Here is a 12,963-nt window from a genome sequence, read left to right as displayed (position 1 = left end):
GGTTATGTCCCTCCCGAGAGTACAGCGGCATGGGTCTGGATGTTGGGCTCCAGAAACAGATCATCCGCATCTTTTGTTATGGTTTTCTGGCCAATCCATCCGGTTTGACCAAGGCGGACCGTTTCGCCCAGTTTCGGCTCCGGGATGTCATCGGCCGCAAGGACCAGATTTACATCCCAATCGAGTGCGTCGCCCACATAGTTGCGCACGACCGCGCGCAGGCGGGCCAGCGATCCACCGCCCGGCAACAGGCGCTGATAGTCAGCGTAGCTGAGCGGGCCAATGCGCAGCCGGAACTTGGCCGACCGGGTCCACACCCGATCCCCGATCGAGGCGGTGCGGCCCAGTTGGGCGGCTTGGCCCATCTGCCAGCGGTCGTCCGGTTCCAGCTCGAGCCAGCAGCCGACGAATTCCTGCACCTCGACGCGCGCGCCGAAAAAGGCCTGGATCATCGATTGCAGCCCCTCGGCATTCTTGGGGCCTTGCGACAACAACCCGGCAAAGTGGCGCTTGGCCAGATCCGGCAAGTCATCCTTGCCGCGCAACTGCCGCCCGTGAAGACCGGCAATGGCGGCGACCTTCTGTTCGATCCCGTCATTCTCGCCGCGATCAAAACTGGCTGCGGGCTGGCCCGACCGCCACGCGCGATAAAACAGCGTGGTCAGGCGGTGGGTGAGCATGTCGGCAAAGCGCACCAGCGTGGGGTCACGGTGGTTGCGCATCCGCTCGCGGGCATATTCGGTCAGGTGCAGCGGCAGCGGGCCCGAGGGGCCGAACATGCCAAAGAAGCGGTTGGTCAGACGGCCCGGCTTGCTGCCCTTGGGTGGGTCGAACGCGGCCAGGGTCGAGGGCGGGAATTTCAGCTCGGCCTCTTGACCATGGCGCACCGCATCCTCGCGCGGGCGGCGCGCCTCACCGATACGGGGCGCGTCGGGAAAGGCTGCTTCCAACAACCGGAAAGCGTGAAAGATGTGATGTTGTTCCGGGGATGCGGCCAGCGTCTCAAGAGAGGCTAGACGATCCTCCCCAGACCGGTTTCCGGCCGCCATCGGGTAATCTCCCCGCGTTGCTGGGTGACAAGCACCGTTTCGGTAAAACTGTTGATGGATACATACTTGCGGAAAAACCGCTCCAATACGGCGCCAAGCGCATAGGCACTGGTGCCCTCGAAAAAGCTCTCGTCAAAGGTGATCGAAATCTCGAGACCGCGCACAGCCGTCGACAGCACCTCATCCGCCATGCGCCGCACGATGGGGCGGGTGCTGACGGCGTTCAGCCCCTCAAGCTGCTTTTCCAGCACCTTGTTGCCCGAGGGCGCATAGATACCGATCAGTTCGCGCAAAGCCGCCGCGCTGTCATCGGCACTGTTGTCGGCGATGCTGATATAGTTGAGGCTCAGATGCGAAATCAGCCGCCACGCGGTGTCGCCCTGCGCCAACGTCTGACGAGGCCGCGTCGGACCGACAGGTGTTGTGATATGGGCGACCGGGCCACCGACGGGCAGGTGGAACACGTCCTTGGCTCCGGTGGGCAACAGCAGCGGCAGATCTCGGTTCGTGACCATCGCCTGGATGGCAAGCTGGTCCAGCGACGGGCCATAGGGAGCCTGTTCGGCATCCACCAAAGACAGATAGATTTCCGAACCCAGATAGGACGTGCGCACGCCTTTCAGCCGTTCCTTTTCCGAGCGTTGGCGCATCTTGCGGGCTTGGGTGAAATAGGCGGTGTGCATGTCACCCGCCGCCGTCAGATCGGTCGCGGAGTAGAACGGGCGAAACGGCACGTCCTTTTCGCCATCCGCCGAAATCCCGGCCACGCTTTCGATGGCATAAATCTCGAAATCCATCGGCGCGGTGCGGTCGGCGACCACATGGTGATCCACCTTCGAGCTGCTGACATGAACGCGGTCACAGCGTTTGTGAAACAGGTTCGCGGCAGGCACGGCATTGAGCGTAAACGCCTCGGGCGTGACACCGGCGGCGATATCGGGATCGCCATTCCTTAGCAGGATATAGATGTCCACATCCGACCCGGTGCAACGGGTCAGCGCCAGCGACAACCCCTTCACCTCCACAAAATGGAAACGTTCGGGCATCGCAAAATATTCCTGCAACAACCGATAGCCGTCAAAGCTGCGCTGCGGGGTGGGCAACAGTGCCTCTTCGGGGTCATAGCCGCGCGGCTCGACCGCGCCGTTGGGCAATTCGGTGATCCAGTCGGCGCGCCGGTCGGTCGAGCGGCCCACAACGCCGGTCACCTGCGTGCTCAGCAATTCGTGCAGGGCCCAGTTCTTGCCCTCTTGCCCATTGAGGTACAGCACAAGGCTGTCCATCGACAGTTCGGAGATCGGCAGACCGCCATGACGGTTCAGACGCAGGCGGATACCGGCGCGGGCCTCGGTCTGACGCGAGACACCGGCGGCGACCAACTCGCCCCGGCCATCAATATACTCGGCCTCGGTGATGGTGATGGGCCACAGCTTGACGTCAGCGGCAGTGCGGAACACGCAGGCGGTATGATCATCATCGCCCAAGGTGCTGCGCAACTCCGAATGGCGCGGAATGACATAGCCATCGGCAAGGGCGGCATTCTGCATGTCCGGCTCAAAGGCGGCGATCATCATCGACGGTGAGGGGCTCAGGTAATGCGGATAGATGATCTCGAGCAGGTGCGAGGTCAGGGCCGGATATTGCAGCTCAAGTTCAAGCTGCACACGGGCGGACAGAAAGGCGACGCCTTCAAGGAGCCGTTCCACGTAAGGGTCGACCACCTCCATCCCGTCCATGCCCAGACGGGACGCGATCTTGGGATAGGCCTGCGCGAACTCGGCCCCCATGTCGCGCATGAAGGCCAACTCGCCTTCGTAGTGTTTGAGCAGTCGGGTATCCATGGCGGGGTCAGGCGATCCTTTCCAGTTGCAGCTCGCCCGTGGTCACATCGACCTGGCTGCGCAGATACAACTCGATGGGCATCGGTTGGGCCCACATGTCCGCGCGGATGTCATAAGAGACAACGGTGTCGCGGTTTTCCTGGCCTACACGCAATTCGACATCCAGCGATCCGGGGTGAATGCGGGGCTCAAAGACCTGCACCGACTCCATGATGGACTTGCGGATCATCTCGGCCCGCTCGGCGGTGGAATAATCGCCCGCGACCTCACGAATACCGAAATTCAGGGTCGAGGCGATGACATTGGGATAGACATCCGCATCGATCTGGGCCGCGCTGTTGGCGGTGTTGAGCAACCAGGCCAGATCGCGCTGGATGATGTCGCGCAGCTGGCGCACGTCGATCACGCGGGTCTCGCGACGCTCGGTCAACTCGGTCGGATTGTCATCCGTCAGCCGATCCAGAAGGGAGGGCTGCAAGCGTTCGGCGATCATCTTGTCGGACATGGATCAATCCCCGCCGCCAGAGGTGTCCGTACCCGCATCCTCGGCCGTGTCGAGGTCGAGCACACGCATATCCATCAGCGCGGTGTCCCCCAGATCAGTGGCAAACAGGCGCTGGCCGACACCGGCAAAGGTCTCGGCACCCAGATCGACCCAGTTGGTGGCGCGGGCCAGCTTTTCGGCCGCACCACCCTGTTCGATGGTGCCAGCATAGCGGGTGGGGATCAGGCCCACGACCTCACCACCGTTGGAGGTGGTCAAGGTGCAAGGGGTCCACACCGCGTCGCGCAGATCGGCGGGGGCGTCGAATTCGATGCGGGAGATCGTGGTGAAAGGCATCCAGTAGTATTTGCCGTTGATGACAACCTCAAGGATCGGGCCAAGGCGCATATCGGCATCGGCGATCCACTCGAAACGGGTGCCATCAATGGAGCCGGTCGTCGTGGGCGCGGCGTCAAAAGCGCGGGCACGGGTGGCGGCGGCCTCGTCGGGGCGGCCTGCGGCATTGGCCTTGAGGGCCTCAAGGATCAGGGCGATCCATTCCTGGGGCTCGCCAAAAATCAGGGGGTCCTTTTCGCCCGCGAATACCTTGTCGCGGTAGACCTCGCAGATGATGCCTTCGCGATAGGTCTGGGCCATGGGCACGGCCATCTCGTCCATCTCTGCGGACACCTTGAGCTGGGCAATGGCGCGTTTCCATTCGCCACGGACGCTCAGCAACTGGAACAGAAAGATGCGCAAGGCAGGGTTTGATGCGTCAGCGCGCACGGCATCCTGCAACGCGGCCAATGCGCCATCCAGATCACCGGCTTTGAGTAGGTCTTCGGCTTGCACGGGGCATCTCCAGATTGGGCATAAGGCGGCAAAGGGCAAGCCCCGAGGGGGGCTTGACCAGGTTGTTCAAGAAAGTGCGAAAAGCGCGGGGCTTATACGACCAGCTCGGCCTTGTTCTTGACGCGGCTCCACATGGCTTTGGAGTGCTCTTTCATCTTACCCTGCTTGTCCTGCGCACTGTATGTGACTTTCATCGCACCGTACTGCATGACCAGCGTCTCTTCGCAGATGTCATCCCCGTCCGAACCGGACCAGCTGATATCCTGAACCATCAGCAGTTTGAAATCGAACTGCAGGAAGGTCACACCAGACTTGCTTGTGGCACCGCCCGAACGACGCAGCACGATGTGCGCGTCATCAAAGTGAGCGCCTTCGCACAGCTTCAGGAACAGACCACACGAGGCCGTGTCGGTTTTCTTGGTCACGGTCAATTCCTTGAACGTGGCCTTCCCGGCACCACCACCACCAGAGATCGACCCGATATTGATGTTGTTCTCGGCACCGATTTCAAAGCTCAGGATTTCCCAGGCTTTCTCTTTGGACATGTCCTCGTCTTGGGTCTCGCCTTCGACTTCTTTCACACCGGGGATATACATAAATGCGTCAAATGACATTTCGGATTTTCCTTATGATTGATCGTTTCTCAGTTGGTTCTCTGTCAGGCAATGGGCGCTGGATCAGCCCTTTTCGCTCGGCAGCTTGGACACCAGGCGAAGGGACACGGACAGCCCCTCAAGCTGGTAATGGGGTCGAAGAAAGAACTTCGATGTGTAGTAGCCGGGGTTGCCCTCGACTTCTTCAACCACAACATCGGCGGCGGCCAGCGGCTGTTGCGCCTTGACCGATTCCGGTGAGGTGTCGGGGTTGAAATCGACATACTGGTTGACCCATGTCTGCAACCAGTCCTGCATGTCATCGCGGCTTTTGTACGAACCGACCTTGTCGCGCACGATACACTTGAGGTAATGCGCAAAGCGGCAGGTCGCGAACAGATAGGGCAGACGCGCGGCCAGGTTGGCGTTCGCCGTGGCATCGTCGTCGTCATATTCCGCAGGCTTGTGCAGCGATTGGGCACCGATAAAGGCCGCCAGATCCGAGTTCTTGCGGTGGATCAGGGGCATCATGCCGTTCTTGGCCAATTCGGCCTCGCGCCGGTCCGAAATCGCGATCTCGGTGGGACACTTCTGATCCACACCGCCATCGTCCGTCGGGAACGTGTGCGAGGGCAGACCCTCGATCGCGCCACCGCTTTCGATGCCACGGATCCGTGAACACCAGCCGTATTCCTTGAACGAGCGGTTGATGTTGACGGCCATGCCATAGGCCGCGTTGACCCAGCCATATTTGGTGGCATCGGACCCGTCGGTGTCTTCTTCAAAGGCAAAGGCCTCGACAGGATCGGTGGCCGACCCGTAAGGTAAACGGCCCAGGAAGCGGGGCATCGCCAGACCGATATACTTGGAATCCTCGCTTTCGCGCAGGGACCGCCACGAGGCGTATTCCGGCGTCTGGAAGATCTTGGTCAGGTCACGCGGGTTGGCCAATTCGGACCAGCTGTCCATCTGGAACAGGGTCGGGTTGGCACCGGTGATCAGGGGCGCGTGGGCGGCGGCGGCAATCTTGGCCATCTCACCCAGCAATTCGACATCCGGCGGGGAATGGTCGAAGTGATAATCGGCCACCAGCGAGCCATAGGGTTCGCCGCCAAACTGGCCAAACTCTTCTTCGTAGATCTTCTTGAAGATCGGGGACTGATCCCAAGCCGTTCCTTTGAACTTGCGCAATGTCTTGTGCATGTCCTTTTTGGAGATGTTCATCACCCGGACCTTGAGCATCTCGTCGGTCTCGGTGTTGTTGACGAGGTAGTGCAGACCACGCCACGCGCTTTCAAGCTGCTGGAAATCGGGGTGGTGCAGGATCGCGTTGACCTGCTCGGTCAGCTTCTTGTCGATCTGGGACACGATGCTTTCGATCGTGCGCAGGGCGTCGTCGCTGATCAGGGCGGAATTGGCCAGCGCCTGTTCGGCCAGCGTCTTGACGGCCTGTTCAACGGCGGACTTCGCCTGATCCGACTTCGGCCGGAATTCCTTTTTCAGCAGGTTCTCGAAATCGGAGGACCCGAACGCCGTGGCTTCACCACCGGCTGCGACTTCTGTTTCTGTCTCGGCCATCTTTTACTCCTGATCTTCGCTGTCAGCTTTGGGGGCGGGCTGTGCGGCAAGGGTTTTGAGCAGGGTCGGATCCTGCGTGATCTTGGCGATCAGTTCCTCGGCACCGGTCTTGCCGTCCATATAAGTCATGAGGTTGCTCAGCTGCGTGCGGGCATCGAGCAGTTCCTTGAGGGGCTCAACCTTGGCCGCGATGGCGGCAGGGCTGAAATCATCCATCGACGAAAAGGTCATGTCGACAGCCATGTTGCCTTCACCGGTCAGGGTGTTGGGCACGGTAAAGGCCGCGCGCGGTGCCATCGACTTCATCCGGTCGTCAAAGTTGTCGACGTCGATTTCAAGGAACTTGCGATCCGCAACGGCGGGTTGCTCGACCTCGGACTTACCGGCCAGATCGGACATAACGCCCATCACGAACGGCAACTGCACCTTCTTCTCGGCACCGTACAATTCCACATCGTACTCGATCTGAACCCGTGGCGCGCGATTGCGCGCAATGAACTTCTGTGAACTCCCAGCCATCCGATTTGTCTCCTTCGAAATCAGTTTGTTTTTTCAATGGTCACGCGAACTGGACCAAAATCTGCTTAATCGTCATCATCGTCTTCTTCTATGCCGCCAATCAGGTTCACGTTATCAACACCTTCAGGGGCCATATTCTTCACGATGGTCAGAAAATCTGCATTCACAAGCTTTTTTGCCCGCATCAAAAGGATCGGCAGCGGGCTCGAGGGCTCATGGCGCTCATAGTACCCGATAATGCGATCCAATGCATTCTGAACGTCGTTGGGAGAGTTGATGCCACCCACGGCACCGCCACCCCCGGCAATGGCACCACCGCCCATCGGGGCACCGTCAGTTGCGGCGGCGTCATCGCCGTCAGCCGCATCACCATCCGCCGCGCCGGCACCTGCCGACTGAAGCCGCGCGTTGGCCTGCTTGAGCAGTTTCAGCAGCGGGTCCAGATCAGGGCCCCGCCCCGGCGTCTTGTCGTCAAACAGCGCGTCAATGGCCTGCACATCTGCATAGGCCTGTGCGGTGGCTTCGGCGATCTCGCGCAGGTCGTCCTCGTCCGTATCCTGAAAGGCCGCGGCGACCTGCCCGGAATCCGGAATATTCTCCATGTCGGCGGCGGGCGTGCTTTCACCCTCGGCTACGGCGATATCGCGCAATGAGATGCCGCCGAATGTGCGGCTCTTGGTCAGGGGCGCGCGGCGCACACCGCGCAGGATGCGGCCATCATCGGTCAGCGACAGAACCGCATTCACACGCATGGTCGGATCGTCGTCATCATCCGCATCAAGCTGCGGATGGCATGTGTCCCAGTACTGGTCCAGACACCCCGCGATATAGGCGATGGCCTTGGCAAACCCGACATAGCCGGTCAGGCGCAACTGGGCCTCGGCCATGAACACACCGGCGCGCAAATCATGGCTGCGCTCCATGATGGCGGCGGCCTTTTCGGCCACGTCTTTATAATCGGGGTCTTCAGCCGCGATGATCTCGTCACCCGCCTGGCGTTCCTCGCCGGGCTGGGCCGCAATCTCCAGCTCCATGAAGGCCGGATCATACTCCAGATCTTCACCACTGGGCACATCTTCCCCATGGCTCTGAAGCAGCGTTTCGACGTCCATAACTTTCCCCAGTGCGCCTTGTTAAGGTGGCTTTAGATGCCTGACGCAGCGACACCATAAGCAGAGGAATCCACTTTGGCTACAGAAAGTACATAGGGGAATTCCCTACCTTGGAACAATTGTCCACAATACAGGGCGGACCCGGATCACTGTGTCACAAGACGCAACAAGCTGACGCCCATACGCCACCAAATGATTGACCTGCGGGGCTGCGCGGCGCACAGTTGTGACCGTGATTAAACAGAAACTTATATGACGGCCTGCATGGACGATCTAAATTCTGAACAAACGCTGCCCCCGGCCCGCGCCATACGATTTGACCGCGTGGCCGACCTGTTCGGACGGGTGCCGCAAATCGAAGAGTTCATGCACGAACGCCCCCAGGGCGACGAAGGCTACCGGGGCTTTCTGGATCGGCTGCGAAGCTCGCAAACCCCCGAAGACGCGATCACCTTCACCGCCTTTGCGATCGAACCCAAGGTGGCGATCCAATGGGGGCTGGATTGCGTGCTTGCGATCCAGGGCGACCTGACGCCCGAAGAAACCATGCTGGTCAATTGGATCGCAGAATGGCTCGAAGAACCGACAACGGATGCGCGCTGGAAAACGCTGCAAATGGCGATGTTTGCGCAGCGCCGGACAGCGGTGGTGCATCTGGGCATGGCGGTGGGGTGGTCCGGCGGACCACTCGCCCCCAACGATCTGGTGACGGTACCACCATGGCGGGCCCCGCGGGCGATCAGCGCAGCCGTGCTGCGGGCCATCGGTCAAGTGCAGACCGAACATCGACAAGCCACCCTTGATCATGTGCTGGACCGGGCTGCCGGACTGTTCCGAATTCACTAAGGGTGCCGCGCGGCCACCCCACTCGTTCTTGTCAAAGGATCGTCGTTTCAAATGGATGCGCTGACACTCACCATTGAAAGCCATGCGGTCGAAGACCTGGAGACAGAGCCCACATGCGATGTCACCGCGCGTTCGATCCGGATCGGGCGCAAGGCGGGCAATGACTGGGTGCTGCCGGATCCAACGCGGCACATCTCAGGGCATCACCTCGATATCCGCTTCGCTGATGGTGCCTATATGGTGCACGATCTGTCCACCAACGGCACTTTCCTGAACGGGTCAAAGGAACGGATCACGGACGGGCACGTGATCGCGGACGGGGATCGGATCCAGGTCGGGCCTTACGTGATGCACGCGCGCTTGCGTGAAATGGAACGCCCGTTCGGGCCGACAAATGTGCCAAGCCCCGGCGCGAAGGCCGCCATCCAGACGCGGCCCCTGACCCAAAGCGGGCAGCCTGTGCAGGCGCCTCCCGGGGCGGCGTTCATGGACAACGGACCCAAGTCCGGTGTGCAAGCGCCCGGCCACGGGGCCGGTTCATCCGCACAGGCGGCGCAGACACCCGACTTCACCCGCTTTCGCAGCAACATCTCGGCGCCCCCCATGGGCGCGCGGCCCTCGGACCCGCTTGGTGATGCTCCGGCTGGCGGCAACGACGTCAAGATCCCGGACGATGATTTCACCCACGACCTGCCCAAGCCAAATGCGGACGGGCCTTTTGTGGACACGCCAGCCGCAGCTAAACCCACCATCGGGGCTGAATTGTCCAAAGCGCCGCGCGGGTTTGGCGAGTCCTTCAGCGACCCCACCCCTGCCCCGGTCGCGCCTCAACCCCAACCGGCTGAAACCACCCCTGCCCCGGACGCCAACGCAGCCATGAACGACTTTCTGGCAGGCTTCCTCGAGGGCGCGGAAATCGACGATGCGGCGGCCCTGCAAATCCCGCTGCGCGATCTGGGGCGGATGCTGGGGCAATGCGCCCGCATGGGCACGCGCGAAATGATGCAGATGCTGCAAGACCGCTCGGCAGTGAAACTGTTCGTCGCACAGGAAGACCGGACCATGCGCGTGGCCTCGGGCAACAACCCGATGAAATTCATGCTCGACCCCGACCAGGCCTTCGAGACGATGTTCGTCACCCCCCGCGACGGCTATCAGACCGGGCCAGACGGGTTCGACAACGCGCTTACGGATATTCGCAAACACCAGATGGCGATGATGGCCGCCGTCCAGCCCGCGATGGCCGATATGCTCGAAGGGCTGGCTCCCAAGGACATCGAAGCCGCAGCCGGAGGCGGTGGCGGCATGCTCGGCAGCGGCGCGCGCAAGTGTTGGGACGAATACAACAAGCGCTGGACGACCCGAGCGGATCAGGGCGAAAACGGGATGCTGGACGCGTTTGTCGATGCGTTCGCACGGCGCTATTCCGAGGCACTGGCCAGCCTGTAACGGCACGCGATCACAGCCCACGGGACGCACGCTTGATCTCCCCGTCAAACACCGACAAACCCCAAGGCAAAACAGCTGTCCGAAACAAGAAGGCGCCGACCAAGACATGCTCAAGCTCAGCGACAAGCCCGTCATTGCCAAGGGTGAGCGGCAACACGTCTACGCGCATCCCGACGACCCGACGCTGCTGGTCAAGGTGCCCCAACCCGGCACGTTCGATGCCGACGGGCACCTGCCGGACGCTGGCTGGCTGACGCGCCGCCTGCGCCGCGCGACCATGTACAAGGGGTTCCTGCGCGAATTCGTCGCCTATCTGGAACTCAAGGCGGAACACCAGGACCCGGATGCGCGGCTGCCGATCAGCGCGGTGCACGGAACGGTGCAGTCCGACCTGGGTTTGGGGCTGGTCTATGAACGCATCTCGGACCCCGACGGCAGCCTGCCCCCCTCGCTCAAAGAGTTGATGGACAGCGGGCGGCTCGAAGCCTGGCACGTGACCGCGCTTCACACATTCTTCGACACGCTGATCGCGCACCATGTGGTGGTCAGCAACAAGAACCTCAAAAACATCATTTTCCAGACGGAAGGGCCGGGCCATGGGCGCTTTGTCTGGATCGACAGCTTTGGATGCAAACAGAGCATACCGCTGCGCAAATGGTCCAAACGGCTGAACACACGGAGGCTCGAGGACTTGCGCCGCCTGTTCGTGGGGCGCGCGGAAGGGGCGTTGGGACGGGGGTCCAAGGCGTAAAGCGGCGCGGGGCAGAGATAGGGCGCAGGGTGTGGGTCAGCATTGGGGTAGATGGGACGGGTACGGTGATGTCCAATCAGCGGTAGCGTTAGTCCTCGGGGGGAGAACATTAGACGTTGAGAATAACCGGTCTCAGCCCGAAGTGGACTTTGCCGAAGCCCTCGAACCATCACATACAAGGGTCTTATGCGCTTTGGGTAGCTATTCATTATCCCTTCAAAAGGCAGAGTTTGAACACCACACTTCAACTCTGACCAGATTTGTGACAACGTTTCCAAGATGGAATTTGAGCGAGAGAACCGTTGCCAAAGCAAAAAAAAAATGAAGTTGTTACAGCAAGCTTCCACTATTTGCAGCGAGAGATAAAAGCCAAAGATCAGGAACCAAAGGCAGTCCCGATCACGCAGGATGAATTTGATGAGCTATGCACCAAGATCGAAAAACAGGTGCTACCTGACCTAAATGACGCAGAGCAGTTCAATGCGGTCAAGTTTGGTCGGGTCGTGCCGTTCAGCAAGGTTCAAAAAGTAAACGGCAGATGCCTATTTGGAGTCTATGAAAATGCATATTGGGGGCATTCGTACAAAAACTCCGAGAAGGGGGCTATCTCGGCGGACAGCATCAATCAGCGCCGCTTCCATTTCTTGCTTTACCTATCAGACAGCGGTCGAATCTATGTCGCCAGCCAGTACCTCGGAGGCTACGGCGGATACACGAGCTTGAGCCGTACTATCAAAAGCTACATGGAAAAGTCAGCACAACTCGATTTCCATTCGTTCCGCCAAGATGCCATCGACTTGAACAAGGCGGTTGCGAAGGAAGTCAAAGTTTCCATGTCCTCAACAGGTAAGAAAATCACCTCCGATAACCTGTTCTCAAGCGGGAGTATGGTAGCTGTTAAGAAGCGAACGGCGGAAGATGGTTTTGAGACTGAGGTCAAGAAAAGCCTGTTTCCCTTGCTAAAGAGCCCAGTCGAGAAGCGAAAGCAGGCGATTGCGGAGATGCTGAAAAAATCCCTCATCGACGTAAAGGACGAAGAGATCGAGAACTGCACCGTGATCGCATCCGTCAACGGCAGAGACCGTGTGATCTACGTCCTCGGTGGTCGCGACTTTGCGTCCAGATTTTATCTCGACGTCGAAATCAAGTACGATGGTCACCCAGATTATGACCAAACTCGCACCGCCATGTTCGACGTTTTGAAGAACGACATCGTTGCTGGAAAAGAGGATGTCTAACTTTCGGGACATAATCAGAAATCACAACGCGACTTACTACGACTATGACACGGGTGACCAGAAACCCGTATGGTTGCGTTACGTACTGGTGGCTTTTGGATCCATTGGTCTTGTGTTGATCTGCGAAACTGTTCCGTCAGAGATGTTGGGCGCTCTGCTGACCGTTCAGTCCATACTCATTGGTTTCAGTTTTAGCGTTATGTTTTTTCTGCTTTCCGGGTCATTGCCCACGATTGCAGATAACGGATCGATTGAAGCAGGGTTGAAGAAAGAGAAGCTTGCGAAGTTGGCTAGAGAACTCTTCTACAACGTGTCCTACTTCAACGTGATTGCGCTGGTTTCAGTGCTATTGTCGTTGCTGCTGCTGCTACCCAGCATAGATGTCGACGCGCTAGTAGAGTGGATCAAGAAGCGGAGCGTTCTTACATTTTGGACTGAGGCAAGTTGGCGTTCATTTTTTGCGACGGTAATCGATTGGCTCAAGCCCGCGCTAGAATTCATGCTGTACGCCACCTTGCTTGAAAGCCTGACATCTTTTGCGCGAACGGTTGGTAGGGTCAGCTTTTACTTCGAACGCAAGCTAAACACCGAAGGCGGCACGTAGCGGTATTGGTGCACATATCATGATATGTGCACCGAACCTGCTAAGTC

The 12,963-nt window shown here is 59.5% G+C and carries 13 protein-coding genes; 5 read left to right on the top strand and 8 right to left on the bottom strand.

All coding sequences use genetic code 11. The features are described 5' to 3' along the window. Positions 1-2 precede the first annotated feature (2 nt). The 8 genes from tssG to tssA all read right to left on the bottom strand — a co-directional run bounded on the left by tssG (position 3) and on the right by tssA (position 8,028). Entirely contained in the window at positions 3-1,049 is a 1,047-nt protein-coding gene (tssG, locus tag Q0908_RS17295) for a type VI secretion system baseplate subunit TssG (protein WP_299287469.1), read from the bottom strand. After that, positions 1,013-2,890 (bottom strand): type VI secretion system baseplate subunit TssF, encoded by a 1,878-nt coding sequence (gene tssF, locus Q0908_RS17290; protein ID WP_299287467.1) that lies wholly within the window; start codon positions 2,888-2,890, stop codon positions 1,013-1,015. Before tssF ends, tssG begins: the two co-directional genes overlap by 37 nt. Positions 2,891-2,897: 7 nt before the next feature. Continuing rightward, positions 2,898-3,395 (bottom strand): type VI secretion system baseplate subunit TssE, encoded by a 498-nt coding sequence (gene tssE, locus Q0908_RS17285; RefSeq protein WP_299287465.1) that lies wholly within the window; start codon positions 3,393-3,395, stop codon positions 2,898-2,900. 3 nt (positions 3,396-3,398) lie between these two features. Further along, positions 3,399-4,226, bottom strand: a complete 828-nt coding sequence (locus Q0908_RS17280; RefSeq protein WP_299287463.1) for a type VI secretion system accessory protein TagJ — start codon at positions 4,224-4,226, stop codon at positions 3,399-3,401. A 92-nt stretch (positions 4,227-4,318) separates the two neighbouring features. Then, the gene (locus Q0908_RS17275; protein WP_299287460.1) at positions 4,319-4,840 is read right to left on the bottom strand and encodes a type VI secretion system tube protein Hcp; all 522 of its coding nucleotides are present in this window, start codon (positions 4,838-4,840) and stop codon (positions 4,319-4,321) included. 63 nt (positions 4,841-4,903) lie between these two features. After that, on the bottom strand, positions 4,904-6,397 hold the full coding sequence (tssC, locus tag Q0908_RS17270; RefSeq protein WP_299153909.1) for a type VI secretion system contractile sheath large subunit: 1,494 nt from the start codon (positions 6,395-6,397) through the stop codon (positions 4,904-4,906). 3 nt (positions 6,398-6,400) lie between these two features. After that, positions 6,401-6,916 (bottom strand): type VI secretion system contractile sheath small subunit, encoded by a 516-nt coding sequence (gene tssB, locus Q0908_RS17265; protein ID WP_299153907.1) that lies wholly within the window; start codon positions 6,914-6,916, stop codon positions 6,401-6,403. A gap of 65 nt (positions 6,917-6,981) precedes the next feature. Then, positions 6,982-8,028 carry a type VI secretion system protein TssA gene (tssA, locus tag Q0908_RS17260; RefSeq protein WP_299287455.1) on the bottom strand — a complete coding sequence of 349 codons (1,047 nt, stop codon included), beginning with the start codon at positions 8,026-8,028 and terminating at the stop codon, positions 6,982-6,984. 264 nt (positions 8,029-8,292) lie between these two features. On the opposite strand from tssA, the gene Q0908_RS17255 reads away from it, so the two are divergent. The 5 genes from Q0908_RS17255 (at position 8,293) to Q0908_RS17235 (ending at position 12,916) form a co-directional block, all read left to right on the top strand. Then, positions 8,293-8,874 (top strand): hypothetical protein, encoded by a 582-nt coding sequence (locus Q0908_RS17255; protein WP_299287452.1) that lies wholly within the window; start codon positions 8,293-8,295, stop codon positions 8,872-8,874. A 51-nt stretch (positions 8,875-8,925) separates the two neighbouring features. Next, the gene (tagH, locus tag Q0908_RS17250) at positions 8,926-10,323 is read left to right on the top strand and encodes a type VI secretion system-associated FHA domain protein TagH (RefSeq protein WP_299287449.1); all 1,398 of its coding nucleotides are present in this window, start codon (positions 8,926-8,928) and stop codon (positions 10,321-10,323) included. Positions 10,324-10,429: 106 nt separating this feature from the next. Then, positions 10,430-11,074 carry a YrbL family protein gene (locus Q0908_RS17245; protein ID WP_299287446.1) on the top strand — a complete coding sequence of 215 codons (645 nt, stop codon included), beginning with the start codon at positions 10,430-10,432 and terminating at the stop codon, positions 11,072-11,074. Between the two features lie 302 nt (positions 11,075-11,376). Then, positions 11,377-12,312: a hypothetical protein gene (locus Q0908_RS17240; protein WP_299287443.1), complete on the top strand. Its 936-nt coding sequence runs from the start codon at positions 11,377-11,379 to the stop codon at positions 12,310-12,312. Beyond that, entirely contained in the window at positions 12,305-12,916 is a 612-nt protein-coding gene (locus Q0908_RS17235) for a hypothetical protein (RefSeq protein ID WP_299287440.1), read from the top strand. Before Q0908_RS17240 ends, Q0908_RS17235 begins: the two co-directional genes overlap by 8 nt. Positions 12,917-12,963 lie beyond the last annotated feature (47 nt).

This window comes from uncultured Tateyamaria sp. (assembly GCF_947494755.1).
Lineage (GTDB): Bacteria > Pseudomonadota > Alphaproteobacteria > Rhodobacterales > Rhodobacteraceae > Tateyamaria.
The sequence above is the reverse complement of the archived record's forward strand: the minus strand, read 5'-3'. Positions and strand labels throughout refer to the sequence as shown.